Here is a 15,572-nt window from a genome sequence, read left to right on the forward strand (position 1 = left end):
AAAAAGAAGCGGCTTTCATTGGCAAAATGCCTGCTTTTATCATGCCTTTCCCGCATAAGCGTGGTAAACTATGTTTATACTGACCTATCATGGATTAACATGAAGGCGAATTGCATTACGTTGGGAGGAAACAAGATGCGCAAACCAATGCTGGCCGGCATCCTTGCCGTGGAACTGGCCTTAGTCGGAGCCGCGTTTTTCTATCATCAGAGTCAGGCAGACAAGAGCAGCCAGGCGAGCGAAAGCGGCAGCAAAACCTACAAGGTCTACCCGAAAGCCGAGAAGAGCTCTGCCAAAGATGACAAGACTGACAAGGACAAGGCTAAAGCCAAGCCCAAATCCAAGAAGAAGAGCAAGAAAGAATCCGCGAGCTCCTCAAGCAGCTCAGAAGACATGAGCCAATCCTCTTCGTCAAGCAGCCAGTCAAGCAAAGATGACCAAAGCAGCTCCGCAAGCAGCGAAGACTACAGCCAAGCTGAGTCGGCTTCCAAAAAGAAGAAGTCAACTTCAACTGGGTCCAATTCCAGCGGCAGCTCCTATTCATACTCTTACTACCAGCACAGCTACTCCAGTCCAAGCAGCTCCAAGAAGTCGACGACCAAGTCGTCCAGCTCAAGCACCAATGACGATGACAGCTATGACACGGATAACGACAGCGACAATACGGATGCAGACTACGATACTGGCGACAAGAATGACGACAATCAAGCTGATACCGATGACACCCAAGCTGATACGGTTGATGACCAGGACGTCGATCAAGACAACTAAGTTTTATTGAAGCCACCTGCAGCAATTCACCAAAATGCAGCGCAAAAAAATAGTTCAAGATCTGTCAGCAGATCTTGAACTATTTTTATTTTGCTTGCTATTCTTCGTGACTCTTCACGTCTTCAGCCGCTTCCTTTTCCAATGAAGCTTCGTACTTTTCAACGCCTTCCTTGGCGTCTTCAGCCACTTCAATGCCCAGCTCGCGCAATTGCTGGTCGGCAACTGGACTTGGAGCGTGCATCATTGGCTCGCTGGCGCTGGCGTTCTTAGGGAAAGCAATGACGTCACGGATGTTGTCCTTGCCAGCCAGCAGCATGGCGAAGCGGTCAAGGCCGATCGCCAAGCCGGCATGTGGCGGGAAGCCCATGTCCAAGGCATCCATCAAGAAGCCGAATTGCTCGTAGGCCCGTTCCTTGGTGAAGCCCAAGGCCTTGAACATCTTCTCTTGAATTTCGCGCTTGTGGATCCGGATTGAGCCGCCGCCCAGTTCGTAGCCGTTCAAAACGATGTCGTAGCTGCGGGCGTGGGCCTTGTGCGGATCAGTTTCCAGGAGCTCAATCCCCTTGTCGTCTGGCATGGTGAATGGGTGGTGGGCCGCGATCCAGCGCTGGTCGCCTTCATCGTATTCAAAGAGCGGCCAGTCGACAACCCACAGGTACTTGTAAGTGTCCTTAGGAATGATGCCGGTTTCCTTGGCCGTGTGCCGGCGCAGGTAGTTCAAGGAGTCGCAGCAGACCTTCCATTGGTCAGCGATGAAGAGGAGGAGTTCCCCGCCTTCAAGGCCGAATTCCTTGATCAAGCCCTGCTTTTCATCCTCGCTCAAGAAGCGGGCAACTGGGCCTGAGAATTCGCCGTCTTCGTACTTGGTCCAAGCCAGGCCCTTAGCGTGGTAGCGCTTGATGTAGTCCTGCATGGCGTCGATCTTCTTGCGGGAGTAGAACTTGGCCCCGCCCTTAACGGCAATCCCGCGGACGAAGCCGCCGTTTGCCAAAGCAGAGCTGAAGACCTTGAAGCCGGAGTTGGCAAAAATGGCGCCCAGGTCATGGATCAGCATTTCGTAGCGGACGTCTGGCTTGTCGCAGCCGTACTTGTCCATTGACTCTTGCCAGGTAATCCGTGGCAGCGGCAATTTCAGGTCAATGCCCTTGACGTCCTTCATCACCTTAGCCAACAGGCCTTCAGTCACGTCCTGCACCCCTTGCTCGTCCATGAATGAGGTTTCCAGGTCGATCTGGGTGAATTCTGGCTGCCGGTCCCCACGCAGGTCTTCGTCTCTGAAGCAGCGGGCGATCTGGTAGTACTTGTCAAAGCCAGCCCCCATCAAAAGCTGTTTGAAAATTTGCGGTGACTGCGGCAAGGCGTAGAAGGAGCCTGGGTAGACCCGGGATGGGACCAGGTAGTCGCGGGCCCCTTCTGGCGTTGACTTGCCCAGGTCAGGAGTTTCAATGTTGATGAAGCCTTCGCCTGACAGGTAGGCGTTGGTTGCCGTCATGATCTTGGCGCGCAGAATCAAGGCGTTTTGCAGGGTTGGCCGGCGCAGGTCAAGGTAGCGGTACTTCAAGCGGGTCTGTTCGCTGGCTACCAAGTCGTCCTTGATTTCAAATGGAGGAGTCTTGGCCTTGTTCAAGACATCGATCTCGCTGGCAATCACTTCCACGTCGCCAGTCTTCATGTCCGGGTTCTTGCTTGCCCGCTCGTTAACCTGGCCCTTGACTTCAATCACGTATTCCTGGCCTAAGGAAGCAGCCGCGTCCATCAGCTCCTTGCCGGAGTCATGGTTTACGACGACTTGGACGATCCCTTCCCGGTCGCGCAGGTCGATGAAGATCAGCTGGCCCAGGTTGCGGACGCGCTGTACCCAGCCGTAGAGCAAAACGTCTTGGCCAAGATACTTGCTGGTAATATTGCCACAATAATCTGTTCTTTTATCCATTTTCATCATTTTGCAAAAAATCTCCTATTTTTCGATCTTGGAAAGCAGCTTTTCCCGGTCTTCCAAGTCACTGAATTCCAAGCTGAACTGCTCCCCGTCGCTCAAGCGCTTGATGGTCAGCTTGCCGGCGGCAATTTCCTTGGCCCCCAGGGTCACGACGTAGCTGGCGCCGACGCGATCAGCCTTCTTGAACTGGTTCTTCAGCTTCTTCTGGTCAACGTCGTATTGGGCGCTGAAGCCAAGGCCGCGGAGCTTGCGGGCGGTCTTGACGGCATACATGGCGCTGCCTTCACCGATGTTGGTGATGAAGAAGTCGATGCCCTGGTCCGCGAACAGCGCCGGGTTTTGCTTGGACAGAACCAGCATCAAGCGCTCTTCGCCGATCCCAAAGCCAACGGCTGGGGTTTCCGGCCCATCGAATTCTTCAACCAGGTGGTTGTAGCGGCCCCCGCCCAAGACCGTTGAAGGGCTGGCCCAGAGGGACTTATCGTCCACCATGAATTCGAAGATGACCCCGGTGTAGTAGTCAAGGCCGCGAACCAGGTCGTCGTCAATGACGTACTTGACGCCCAGTTCGTCCAGAGCCGCCAGGATGTTCTTGAAGTTCTCCTTGGATTCATCGTCAAGGTAGTCGCGGATCTTTGGCGCGTCTGGCAAGAACTGCTTGTCTTCTTCAGCCTTAGAGTCCAGAATCCGCAGGGGGTTCTTTTCCAGGCGCCGCTTTGAGTCTTCGCTGAGCTGGTCCTTGACTGGAGTGAAATAGTTGACCAGGGCTTCGTGGTAGGCCTGGCGGACTTGGCTGTCACCCAAGGTGTTGATGTGCAGCTCGTAGTTCTTGACGCCCAGCTCGCCTAAGAGGTCATGCCCCAGCATGATGGTTTCCACGTCAGCCAGGTAGCTGTTTGAGCCAAAGCTCTCCACCCCGATTTGGTGGAATTCGCGCTGGCGGCCAGCCTGCGGTCTTTCATAGCGGTACATTGGGGCAATGTAGTAGACATTGAACGGCTTGACGGTTTCAGGCCCGTAAAGCTTGTTTTCAACGTAGGCGCGGACGACGCCGGCCGTGCCTTCAGGCCGCAGGGCGATGTGCCGCTGGCCCTTGTCGTAGAAGTCGTACATTTCCTTTTCCACGACGTCGCTGGTCTCGCCGGATGAGCGGGAGAAGATTTCATAATTTTCAAAACTTGGGGTTCTGATTTCCCGGTAGTTGGCACGCTTGAACAAGTCGCGCGCGGTCTGCTCCACCTTTTCCCATTGACCGGAAGTTTCTGGGAGGATGTCAACAGTCCCTTTTGGCTTTTGAACTCTCATTGGATCACCTTTGTCTAAAATTTATTTTCATCACGCAAAGAAAAACATATAAAAAGCGCCCTTGAATCGAATCAAGGGCGCTTGAAAATAGCACGGTACCACCTTTTGCTTGCTGTCATTAACGCTGACGAAACGAACCATTATCTGTTAAAGGGTCACAGTTAGCGACCTTCTGCTCTTTCACCAGGCGAGCAGTCTCTGAAAAAGGCCCTGCTATCTTCATTCTTTGTCATTGATAATTCTTTACTAGTGTAGCTTGTTTTGCTTGATAAATCAAGGCTTTGTAAGCCATTTTACAGGTCAAGGACGATGGTGAAGGGGCCGTCGTTTTCCAGCTCGACCTTCATGTCGGCGCCAAACTCCCCTTTTTCAACGTGCAGGCCCTGCTTGACCAGTTCCTGGTTGAAATCTTCCCACAAGTCCTTGGACTTTGGCGGCCGCATGGCATGGACGAAGCTGGGCCGGTTGCCCTTCTTGGTGTCAGCCAGCAGAGTAAACTGGCTGACGGACAGGATTTCTCCGCCAACGTCCTTGATGCCCAGGTTGGTCTTGCCCTGCTCATCTTCAAAAATCCGCATCTTGGCGATCTTGTCGGCGGCTTTGACCACTTGGTCCAAGCCGTCCCCTTCAGCCAGGCCGACCAGGAGCAAAAGCCCCTGCTTGATCTGGCCAACGACTTGCCCGTCAATTCTTACGGCGGCATGGTTGACTCTTTGAATTACTACTCGCATATTAGTTGTCCGTTCTCTTAGTATCGTAAACGTCTGGAATGTCGCGCAGCTTGGCCATGATGTCATTGAGCTGCTCGGCGTTCTTGACTTCAACCGTGATGTAGAAGTGGGCGATGTTGTCATCGTTGACGCTGGCCGAAACGTTGGTAATGTTCTTGGTCATGGAGTTCAAGCGGTTGATGACATCGCTGAGCAGCTTCTGGCGGTTGTAGCCAAAAAGCTCGAAGTTGGCATTGAAGCCAGCCTGCTTGTCATCGCTGATCTTGTTCCAGGCCACGTCGATCAGGCGGCCTTGGTTGACGGGATCGCTGCTTGCAACGTTGCGGCAGTCCGCCCGGTGGACGGTCACGCCCCGGCCCTTGGTTACGTAGCCCACGATCGGGTCGCCGGGAACCGGGTTGCAGCACTTGGCAAAGTGCAGGTCCAGGTCTTCCAGACCTTGAACGACGACCAGACTGTCAGACTTCTTGCCCTTGCCCTTTTTGCTCTTGTTCTTGCTCTTGTCGTCAGCATCGCTGGTCTTCTTGATGACGGTCGCGGCCGCGGTCTGCTGGCCAGCCGTCATGATCTTCTCCTCCAGCTCTTTCTGCTTGGCCTGCTCTTGCTGGTGGCGCAGGTCGGCAGTCAACCGGTTGTAGACCGTCAAGGCTGACATGTTGCCAAAGCCAATCGCCGCGCACATGTCGTCTTCAGTCTTGAAGCTGTAGTGGCGCAGGACTTCGTCGATCTTGTCCTTGGTCAGGTATTCGGCCGGCTTGAGCTCATTTTCCCGGAGCAGGTTCAAGATTTCCTCGCGCCCGCGCTCAACCGACTCATCCCGGTCGATTTCCCGGAAGTAGCGGCGGATCTTGTTGCGGGCTCTGGAAGTCTTGACCATGTCTGACCAGTCTCTGGACGGCTTGGCATTGCTTTGGGTCAGGATATCGACCACGTCGCCGTTTTTCAGCTTGTAGTCCAGCGGCACCAATTTGTCGTTGACCTTGGCGCCGATCGCGTGGTCGCCGACCTGGGTGTGGATGGCGTAGGCAAAGTCCAAGGTTACCGACCCCTTAGGAAGCTCATAGACCTCGCCGCGGGGGGTGAAGACGTAGACCTTGTCCGAGAAGATGTCCGTATGGACGGCTTCCATGAATTCATCCGCGTTTTTGGAATCCTTTTGCAGATCCAGAATCTCGCGGCCAATATCCAAGGCCCCGCCGTCTTTAGCATTGACCCCGTCAAAGTTGCCGCGCTTGTAAGCCCAGTGGGCAGCGACACCGTATTCGGCCACTTGGTGCATGGCCTTGGTCCGGATCTGGATTTCCAGCGGCTTGCCGCCAGGCCCGATAATGGTGGTGTGCAAGGACTGGTAGCCGTTGGCCTTAGGCATGGCAATGTAGTCCTTAAAGCGCCCTGGCATTGGCTTCCACTTGGTGTGGACCGCGCCCAGGACCGCGTAGCAGTCCTTGACCGTCGGCACGATTACCCGGACAGCCAGCAGGTCATAGATTTCGTTGAAATCCTTGTGCTTGTTGACCATCTTCTTGTAGATGGAATAAATGTGCTTGGGACGTCCGGAGATCTCATACTTGATGCCTAATGAGTCCAGAGTTCCGCGCAGGTAGTCGATCGCGTCGCTGATGTAGCCTTCACGCTCTGAACGCTTGGCATCCATCAAAGAAACGATCTTATAGTATTCATCTGGATTGGTGTAGCGGAAGGACATGTCTTCCAGTTCCCACTTGATGGTCCCGATACCAAGCCGGTCAGCCAGTGGGGCATAGATATCCAAGGTTTCGGCCGCGATCCGCCGCTGCTTGTCTGGGCGCAAGTGCTCCAAGGTGTGCATGTTGTGCAAGCGGTCGGCCAGCTTGACCAGGATGACCCGCAGGTCCTTGGCCATGGCAATCAGCATCTTGCGGTGGTTTTCCGCCAGGAATTCTTTGTGGGACTTGTATTCGTACTTGTTCAGCTTGGTGACCCCGTCAACGATAAAGGCCACGTCTGGACCAAACTTTTCCTTGATATCGTCGTTGGTAACGGGAGTATCTTCCACCGTGTCATGCAAAAAGCCGGCAGCCACCGTGTCTGGGTCCAGGCCTAAAGTTGCCAGCGTCCCCGCTACCTGGGTCGGGTGAACGATGTAAGGCTGACCAGAAGCTCTGGTTTGCCCTTCATGGGCCCGGGCCGCAAATTCATAGGCGCTTTCCACGAAGTCCAGCTGGTCCTTGGTCATGTATTTCTTGCAGGCATCCATTACCTGCTCATGGGTCATTTCAACATATTTTGACATACAGATCACCGATTTCTATTTAATTCTAGCCAGTAACATCTATTCTACCGCAAATGCCTATTTTAAGAAAAAATGAAAATTTCTCTTGCCCTTATTTTACATCTTTTCAAAGGCTTTTTAACTTTTTTAGAAAATATCTCAAGTTATTCTATCATCAGTCAGGCACAGATTAAACAAAAAAGCAAAAACACTCATCCAAGTCAGATGAGTGTCGAAAGTCGTCTCTAGTTTTACTGGCTAATCTTCCTTGCGGCTGATGCAGAGCCCGATCCAGCGGCCGGCCCGCATCTTCATGTCAATCTTGAAGCCATTTTCGCTCAAGGCCTGCTCGATCTTTGGCAGCTGCAGGTAGTCAATCCCTGAGAAGATAACTTGTCCGTCTTCATTGAGGTGGCTGTCCAGCTGAGGAATCAAGTCCAGCAGGATTTCAGCCAGGATGTTGGCCACGATCAAGTCGAACTTGCCTTCAACGTCAGCCAGCAGGCTGGTCTTTTGCAGCTTAAGATCAGCGAAATCGTTCAAGCCGGCATTTTCCTTGGCAGCCGTCATTGACTCGTCGGAAATGTCAGTCCCCAGAACTGACTTGGCCCCCAATTTGTGGGCGGCAATTGCCAAAATGCCTGAGCCCGTCCCCACGTCAACGACGCTTAAAGGCTTGACCATTGCCCGCTCAATGCCCAGCATGGCCAATTGGGTCGTCTGATGGTTCCCTGTCCCAAAAGCCAGACCAGGATCCATGGTAATGATCTGCTGGTCAGGAAAGGCTGGCTTGTATGATTCCCATTCCGGCACGATAGCCAGGTGGCGGGACAGGTTGATGACGTGGTAGTACTTTTGCCAGACGGTATTCCAGTCCTGGTCGGCAATATAGCTGGTGGAGATTGTCCCTTCGCCAGTCCGCAGGCCGTAGCCAGCCAATTCCTTGAGCTTGTCCTCAAAGGCCTTGACTACCTCATCCCGGTCGCGCTCTTCGTCAAAGTAGGCGATAAATTCGACTTCTGCCGGCAAGTCCTTGATGTCGTCCATTTCAACGACAGTAGAGTCGTGCAGCCAGCCGGCCTGTTCAAAGTCGCTGCGGCGTCTGGCCTCAATCCCCAAAGCTTGCAGGTCTTCCTGGGCAAAATAGGACAAGGCGTCCTCGACGTCATAGCTAGTTTCAATCTTGACTTCAAGTAGTTTCATGAACTATGTGTTCCTCCTTTTGTATCTCCACTTAGAATGTTATCATGTTAAGCGGTGATAACAAATGTCAAAAAAGAAAAAGAACAAAGATTCATTAGATAAGACCCTGGTTGAGAAGATTCTCGACCAACATAAAATTTCATATAAGCAGCATGCCAGCCAGATTGAAGAAGACCACGGGGTGGCCCAGGTCTCCAAAGGCGACCCGATTTTGGACGGCTATCCAGTCTACAAGACTTTGGCCATGGAAGGCAACAAGACCGGCCCATTGGTCGGCGTCATCCCCCTTTCAGGCCACTTGGACATGAAGAAGATCGCCAAGGCTTCCGGCAACAAGAAGTGTGAAATGATTCCTTTAAAGAAGCTGGAAAAGACCACCGGCTACGTGCACGGGGCCAATACCCCAATCGGGATCTACCACGCCAAGAAGTACCCAGTCTACCTTGATCAAAGCGTCAATGATTCAGAGGCTATCTGGGTTTCAAGCGGGGAAGTCGGCCGCAGCGTCTTGATCGCCCCAAGCGACCTGATCAAGCTGGTCAAAGCCACCGTGGCTGACCTGCAGGAATAAGGCAGCACTGCAAGCAAAACAATAATCCAATACAAGCAAAAAGAACGGATCGGGTGATCCGTTCTTTTTCATATCATATGCTAGCCGACGTGCCGCCACTTCTTGTCGGTCAGAATTCTCGCGGTGAGCAGGCCCATTGGCAAGGCAAAAACCAGCATCAAGGCCTCAGTCATCCAGGTTGCCCCAGCACCAACATGAACATTGGCCAACAGGTAGATGGCCCGGTACATGTAAAGGCCTGGAACCATGATGACGATAGATGGCACCGTCAAAGAAATTCTCGGGTAGCCAACTCGCTCGCGAACATAGCTGGCCAGAATCCCAGCCAACAAAGCCGCCAGGTAAGCTGCCAGCGGTCCCGGCACATGCCCGTAGTCAACCATGGACAAGCGCAGCGTATTGGCGATCGCCCCAACGCAGCCGGCAATCGCGGCCATCTTCACGTGGGAGTTGAACATGATTGAGAAGCCAAAGACCCCGCAGAAGCTGGCCAAAAGCCGCAAAAGCGCCATCTGCCAGACTTCCAGACTCAAGTCCGGCATGGTCCCGGGCCGAATGCCCAAAACCGTGGCCGAAATCCAGCCGACCGCGGTCGCGATGCAGATGATCAGCAAGGCGTAGGCCAGGCGCTCAAGGCCAGAGCGCAGGTCCAGCTTGGCCATGTCCAAACCGGAAGTAATAAATGGAAAGCCCGGAATCACGAAGAGCATGGCCCCGATGTAGCCATGAATGTGGGCCCCTGGCCAGGCAAACAGGTGCGAGCCGATCGAAAAAGCCAGGAAGTAGGTCAAGCACGCGGCCAAGACCCCAACCGCGGTCGTCGCTGAGAAAGTGATCCCGCGCTTGCCAAGCTCGCCCCGGCATAATTGGCCCACGCCCGCGCCCAGGAAGGCACAGATAACTTCCGGAATCCCCCCGCCAAGGAGGAAAATGAAGCCGCCGCAGGCTAAAGCAGCTGCCAGGCCGACCTGCCAGAGCTTGTACTGGCCCTTGATGTGCTCGATTTCACCCAAGCGGTGGCGGACGTCCTTGATCGTGAAGTCGCCTTCGCCGGCTTCAAACTGCCGCACGAACCGCTCCAGCGCGTCCAGCTTGGCCATGTTGACGCCAGTTGCCGGCAAAGCCATGTTTTGGGAGTATGACTGGTTGTTGACGTCAAAGTAGGTACATTCCAAGGAAACCAAGCCAATGTCCGTGCTGCAGGTCAAGTCCAAAGTCCGCGCCATCGTGTCCATGGCATCGCGCACCCGCCATGCCCCAGTTCCGCAGCTCAAGATCATCATCCCGACCCTGGTGATGATGGAACTCTTTTCAATCAAAGTCGCGTCCATAATCTTGGTCGTGTCCTCGCTCTTGAAGAATTCCTCCCACTGAACCCGCATGTGGTGGTGCTGGGACAAGTGGTGCTGGTATTCCTGCTCGGTCGTTTCAGTTTTCATCTGCCTGAGAAGCCCTCTTTCAATCTTTGGTTATCATTTTCAATGCAACTTTTCACATTTTAGCATAGATCCCGACGTTTTTTCTTCATCTTTTTCAATTTATCAAGCAATTATTTTCAATTTGCAAAAGATAACAGCTGGTCTTTTAAGCTATTCTGCCGACCCTTATGTTAGAATGGAAAGGATTGTTTTAATTAAAAATAGCTCAGCAAAAAATAGAGAGGATCTGGGAGAGAATGAAGTCAAGTACCAAATGGGCGGGCGTGGCTGCCGCGGCCTGCATCTTGTGGGGCATTTCGGGCCTGTTTGCCAAGGGCCTGTTCAACTTGGACCCCCGCATCACGCCGATGTGGGTCACCCAAATGCGGCAGATCTGTTCAGGCTTGATCTTGCTGGTCGTCGCCCAGCTGACCGGCCAGCAGCCCTTGCAGGTCTGGAAAGACAAGGGCAGCGCCCTTAAGCTTCTGGCCTATGCCGTCATCGGGGTTTTGCCTTTTCAGTACTGCTTCTTTTTAGTCGTGGCCCAGGCCAACGCGGCAATTGCCACGGTCATTCAGTTCATTGGTCCTTTTTTCGTCCTTGCCTATTTGACCTTGACCAAGCAGGAAATTCTGCGGCCCATTGACGTCATTGCCAGCCTGATGGCCTTTGGCGGGGTCTTTCTGCTGTCAACCCATGGCAACGTTCATGACCTGCGGATCGCGCCAATCACCCTGCTGTTCGGGATCTTGTCAGCGGTCGGGGCGGCCGCCAACAGTCTCATCCCCCAGGCGCTGGTGAGCAGACACTCGACGATTTCGGTCACGGGCTGGGGGCTCTTCATCTCCGGCCTGATCCTGACGGCCATTCACCCAGTCTGGCCCAGCGTCCCAAACGTGCCGGCCGTCTACATCAACTTGACGGTGGTGATCGTAATGGGGACGATCATCCCGACCCTTTGGCAAAACCACGCCTTAGGACATATTTCGGGGATGACCGTCGCCTTTATGGATGCCTTTGAGCCATTGGCCTCCATGATCGGCTCCATCATTGTTTTTCACTTTCACCCGCAAATGATGGACTACGTTGCCTCAGTCATGATCATCTTCGCGGTTATCGCCCTGAACTGGACGCCGCGGGTCAAGGTCAAGGCCCGGGTCAACAAGTAATATAAAAAGCGCTGCATGAGTCATGCAGCGCTTTTTGTTATTTCTTCCGGTTTAAGCGCAAGTACTTGCCGGTCAGGCTGCTTGGGCAGGCCATGACGGCTTCGGGCGTGCCGGAGACGACAATCCGCCCGCCTTCCTTGCCCCCGCCTGGGCCCAGGTCGACCACGTAGTCCGCGTTGGCAATCACGTCCTGGTCGTGCTCAATCACCAAGACCGTGGCCCCTTGCCCGATCAAGCCCTGGAAGACGTCAAGCAGGGAAGCGACATCCAGGGGATGCAGGCCAATCGTTGGCTCGTCAAAGATAAAGACCGTATCGTCTTGGCCCTTGCCCATCTCGCTGGCCAGCTTCAGCCGCTGGGCTTCACCGCCTGACAAAGATGGCGTGGCCTCCCCCAGGGTCAGGTAGCCCAGGCCCAGATCCTGCAAGACCCGCAGCCGTCTTTGCACCAGCGGCAGGTCGCGGGTGGCCGCGAGTGCCTGGTCAACCGACATGTCCATCAGTTCAGGCAGGGTATAGGCCTTGACGGCCTTTTCCCCCTGCTTGGCCTTCGGCTGGCGGCGTACAAAGTCAGCTTCTTTGCGGTAGCGCGAGCCGCCGCAGTCCGGGCAGGCAACTTCCACGTCCGGCAAAAACTGGACGTCCAAGACGATCGCGCCGGTCCCGTCACAAGTCGGGCAGCGCAAGCGGCCGGTATTGTAAGAAAAGTCTCCGGCTTTATAGCCCAAGCGCTTGGCGTCAGGGGTCCGGGCATAGACCTTGCGCAGCTCATCATGAATTCCGGCATAAGTCGCGACGGTTGAGCGGACGTTGATCCCAATCGGGGTCGCGTCGATCAGCTTGGCCTGCTTGATTCCATCCGCTTCCAGGGCCTTGACGGCTTTTGGCAACGGCTCGCCCTTCATCTGGCTGACCAGCCCTGGCAGCAAAGTCTCCAGCAGCATGGTCGTCTTGCCCGAGCCTGAGACGCCGGTGATCACGGACAGGCGGCTCTTAGGAAAATCAACGCTCAGTGGCTTGACCGTGTGGATCTGCCGGCTTTCCAAATGAATGCGGCCTAGCTTGAACAAATCCTGCTCGGCAATCTTTGACCGCTTGTCGATCAGCTCCTTGCCAGACAAAAAAGGCCCAATCTTGGAGGCCGGATTCCGCGCGATCTGCGCCAGCGTTCCCTGGGCAACCACTGCACCGCCCTTTTCCCCGGCTGCTGGCCCCATTTCTATCATCCAGTCTGCTTCCTTCAAGACCTGGGTGTCATGGTCAACCAGGATCACGGAATTGCCATCCGCGAACAGATCCTTCATGACGCCTTTCAAGCCCTCGATGTTGGCAGGATGCAGGCCGATTGACGGCTCATCCAAGACGTACAAGACCCCGGTCGTCCGGTTGCGGACCGCCCGGGCCAGCTGCATCCGCTGGCGCTCGCCATTGGACAAGGTGGCGGCTGGCCGGTCCAGGGTCAAGTAGGACAAGCCCAAGTCAAGCAGGCGCTTGGCCGACAGGTCAAAAGAAGCCGCGATGCTCTCGGCCATTGGCCGCATCTCCTTGGGCAAGGCCGCTGGCACCTCATCCACCCACTTTTGGCATTCAGCCAAAGTCAGCCGGCAGACGTCAGCCAATGAGCGCCCGCACAGCCGGGGCGCCCGGGCTTCTTCGCTCAAGCGGCTGCCGTGGCAGCGCGGGCAGGTGCCTTCTTTCAGAAAACGCGCCACCCGTTTCATTCCCTTTTCATTCTTGACCTTGGCCAGGGCATTTTCAACCGTCCGGACGGCTGAATAGTAGGTAAAGTCCAGCTCAGTCGACTGACCCTTCTTGTCAAGGTAGAGAATATGCTTTTTTTCGGCCGGACCATGCAGGACGATTTCCTTTTCCTGGTCCGTCAGGTCTTTGTAAGGCACATCGGTGCGCACGCCCATCTCCCGGGCAACGTCCTTCATCAAGGACCACATCAGCGTCTTCCAAGGCAAAACCGCCCCTTCATCAATGGTCAGGTCCTTATCCGGAATCAGCGTCGATTCATCAACCGTGCGGGCAATGCCAGTCCCTTGGCAGTCTGGGCAGGCCCCTTGGCTGTTAAAAGACAGCTGCTCGGCTGAAGGAGCATAGAATTCACACCCGCATTCCGGGCACTTCAAGGGCAGACCGGCCGCGGTTCTTAAAGACGGGGCCAAATAGTGGCCATTCGGGCAACGGTGGCTGGAAAGGCGGGAAAACATCAGGCGCAGGCTGTTGAGCAGCTCCGTTCCCGTGCCAAAAGTGCTGCGGATGCCAGGCACGCCAGGGCGCTGGCGCAAAGCCAAGGCCGCTGGCACGTATAAGACCTCATCGACCAGCGGCTTCTCTGCCTGGGTCATCCGCCGCCTGGTGTAAGCCGACAGCGATTCCAAGTAGCGCCTTGACCCTTCGGCATACAGGATGCCCAAGGCCAGGCTGGACTTGCCAGAGCCCGAGACGCCGGCAATCGCCACGATCTTGTTTAAGGGCAGATCGACGTCGATATTTTTCAAGTTGTGCACGCGGCCGCCGCGGACCTTAATGCAGGCTGGTCTTTGTTCCATAATTGCTCCTTTTCAAATTTCAAATTCAAAAACGTTCCTGAGGCCGGATCACTCCAGGAACGTTTTCGCTTGTCTTTTCCGTATCCTCTTTAGCAGTCCCGCTGCCAAAAAAGGGCGTATTCCGGCTCCCCGGTATAAGGGTCCGTTTCTTCGCCTTGAAACTTGAAGTCTTCCCGTTCATAGAATTCCAAAGCCCGTGGATTCTGCTCATAAACCCGCAGGTACAGCTGTGGGCGCTCGCTTTTGGCCTGGTCCAGCAGCTGCTTGCCAAGACCGCGCGACTGGCAGGATGCCGCGACGAACAGGCCGGCGACTTCGTCCCCTTCAAGGCCAATGAAGCCGGCAATCTTCCCGTCTTCTTCGGCCACGTAAAGGTCAGCTGCCAAGAATTCCCTCTTCACGTCCGCAAGCTGGTCCTGCCAGAAGTGGTCAGGCACGAAGCCGTGGGCCTCCCGGTTCGTCTGCAGCCAAATCCGCGCGACTGCGTCCAAATCAGCTGCTTGAAATTTTCTAATCATGCTTTAATCCTCGATTTCCGCTGCTAATTCTTAATTCCACAAAAACTTCTGCAGGGCCCGGTCAACGCGCGCGTTTTCATGCAGCTGGCTGTGCTGGCCGCCCTGGCCCTTGATACGCAATTCCTGATAGCTCTTGGCGTTGACCAGCAGGTATTTCAAAGACCTGGAAGAGTTGTTGTAGACGCGCTCATCTGAGCCATTGCCGGTATCGCCGTAAATATTGAGCACCGCGACTCCCTTAGGATAGACTTGCCGCAAATACAGGAGGTCTTTATAGGTCGCGTCCATGTGCTCTGGCTTGCCAGACGCGGTCAGCGGCGAATCAGAATTCGCGCTGTAGCCCTTGATCCCGTTGTAGTGGCCGGCGATGCTGACCTGCTTCTCGATGACCGGGAAGTTCTTTTTGCCCCCGTCATCCATGATCATGTAACAGATCGCCATGTTGCCCATGGAGTGGCCCACTAGGTTCATCTTTTCGAAGCCCAGCTTCTTCTGGACGGTCTTGACCGCCTTGTAGGCATACCAGCCGTCCCGGTGGTAGTCGGGGTTATCGTTGTCTTGAAAACCGACCAGGATGACCGGATTCTTGGGCTTGTCTTGGATCTTTCCCCGCAATTTGACGCTTCCGCCCCAGCCAACCGTCGCCGTCAAGACTTCATTGGTCTTGCCCGCCTTTCTCGCCGCCTCAGCCATGTGCTTTTCCGCATTGATGCTGGACCCGTAGCCGTGGAAGAAAAAAGTCACCGTTTCTTTGGACTGGCGGGTCTTGACACTTTTCGGCAGCGGCTTCTGGCAACTGGTCAAAAGCAAGGCAGCCAGGAGGAGGGGGATGATTTTCAGAATATTGCTGATTCTTGTCTTCATTTTATCTCTCCCAATCTTTCTTTACTAACCTATTCTACCCGCTGATACCCGGCTTGGTAAAGGCAGAAGCCCTTTTTGTAACAGTCGACGAAAAGGCCCTGCAGCGTGCAGGGCCATGCTTTAAATATGGCTTATTTAGCAATGCGGTCAATCCAGGCAAAAAGCTCCGGCAGGTCATAGCCGCCCGCGTGAGGGATGCCCCAAGGCAGAAAGAAGTCAACGTCCTTGCCTTGGTTTTCTTCTCCCTGCTATTCCAAAACGGCATAAAAAAAGAG

Annotated in this window: 12 protein-coding genes; 3 read left to right on the forward strand and 9 right to left on the reverse strand. The window is 54.6% G+C overall.

Annotation, left to right across the window (positions count from 1 at the left end; translation table 11 throughout):
- Nucleotides 1–135 precede the first annotated feature (135 nt).
- Nucleotides 136–771 (forward strand): hypothetical protein, encoded by a 636-nt coding sequence (locus tag FYJ62_RS06045; protein WP_154548773.1) that lies wholly within the window; start codon nt 136–138, stop codon nt 769–771.
- Nucleotides 772–868: 97 nt separating this feature from the next.
- Here the strand turns inward: FYJ62_RS06045 and aspS are convergent, their stop codons facing one another.
- The 5 genes from aspS to prmA all read right to left on the reverse strand — a co-directional run bounded on the left by aspS (nt 869) and on the right by prmA (nt 8,200).
- On the reverse strand, nt 869–2,713 hold the full coding sequence (aspS, locus tag FYJ62_RS06050; protein WP_154548775.1) for an aspartate--tRNA ligase: 1,845 nt from the start codon (nt 2,711–2,713) through the stop codon (nt 869–871).
- Between the two features lie 15 nt (nt 2,714–2,728).
- On the reverse strand, nt 2,729–4,015 hold the full coding sequence (hisS, locus tag FYJ62_RS06055) for a histidine--tRNA ligase (RefSeq protein ID WP_154548777.1): 1,287 nt from the start codon (nt 4,013–4,015) through the stop codon (nt 2,729–2,731).
- A 293-nt stretch (nt 4,016–4,308) separates the two neighbouring features.
- Entirely contained in the window at nt 4,309–4,746 is a 438-nt protein-coding gene (gene dtd, locus FYJ62_RS06060) for a D-aminoacyl-tRNA deacylase (RefSeq protein ID WP_154548779.1), read from the reverse strand.
- Nucleotide 4,747: 1 nt separating this feature from the next.
- Nucleotides 4,748–7,018 (reverse strand): RelA/SpoT family protein, encoded by a 2,271-nt coding sequence (locus FYJ62_RS06065; RefSeq protein WP_154548780.1) that lies wholly within the window; start codon nt 7,016–7,018, stop codon nt 4,748–4,750.
- 237 nt (nt 7,019–7,255) lie between these two features.
- Nucleotides 7,256–8,200: a 50S ribosomal protein L11 methyltransferase gene (prmA, locus tag FYJ62_RS06070; protein WP_154548782.1), complete on the reverse strand. Its 945-nt coding sequence runs from the start codon at nt 8,198–8,200 to the stop codon at nt 7,256–7,258.
- A gap of 64 nt (nt 8,201–8,264) precedes the next feature.
- On the opposite strand from prmA, the gene FYJ62_RS06075 reads away from it, so the two are divergent.
- Nucleotides 8,265–8,771, forward strand: a complete 507-nt coding sequence (locus tag FYJ62_RS06075; RefSeq protein WP_154548784.1) for an aminoacyl-tRNA deacylase — start codon at nt 8,265–8,267, stop codon at nt 8,769–8,771.
- Between the two features lie 80 nt (nt 8,772–8,851).
- Here the strand turns inward: FYJ62_RS06075 and FYJ62_RS06080 are convergent, their stop codons facing one another.
- Nucleotides 8,852–10,210, reverse strand: coding sequence for a threonine/serine exporter family protein (locus tag FYJ62_RS06080; protein ID WP_154548786.1), 1,359 nt, complete (start codon nt 10,208–10,210; stop codon nt 8,852–8,854).
- 236 nt (nt 10,211–10,446) lie between these two features.
- Here FYJ62_RS06080 and FYJ62_RS06085 point away from each other — a divergent pair, with 236 nt between their 5' ends.
- Entirely contained in the window at nt 10,447–11,358 is a 912-nt protein-coding gene (locus FYJ62_RS06085; RefSeq protein WP_154548788.1) for an EamA family transporter, read from the forward strand.
- 37 nt (nt 11,359–11,395) lie between these two features.
- On the opposite strand, the gene FYJ62_RS06090 is transcribed toward FYJ62_RS06085, so the two are convergent.
- From FYJ62_RS06090 to FYJ62_RS06100, 3 genes are all read right to left on the reverse strand, one after another.
- Nucleotides 11,396–13,915: an excinuclease ABC subunit UvrA gene (locus FYJ62_RS06090; RefSeq protein ID WP_154548790.1), complete on the reverse strand. Its 2,520-nt coding sequence runs from the start codon at nt 13,913–13,915 to the stop codon at nt 11,396–11,398.
- Nucleotides 13,916–14,004: 89 nt separating this feature from the next.
- Nucleotides 14,005–14,433, reverse strand: a complete 429-nt coding sequence (locus FYJ62_RS06095; protein WP_154548792.1) for a GNAT family N-acetyltransferase — start codon at nt 14,431–14,433, stop codon at nt 14,005–14,007.
- 30 nt (nt 14,434–14,463) lie between these two features.
- The gene (locus FYJ62_RS06100) at nt 14,464–15,297 is read right to left on the reverse strand and encodes an alpha/beta hydrolase (RefSeq protein WP_154548794.1); all 834 of its coding nucleotides are present in this window, start codon (nt 15,295–15,297) and stop codon (nt 14,464–14,466) included.
- Between the last annotated feature and the right edge of the window lie 275 nt (nt 15,298–15,572).

The organism is Lactobacillus porci, assembly GCF_009695985.1.
Taxonomy (GTDB): Bacteria; Bacillota; Bacilli; order Lactobacillales; family Lactobacillaceae; genus Lactobacillus; species Lactobacillus absianus.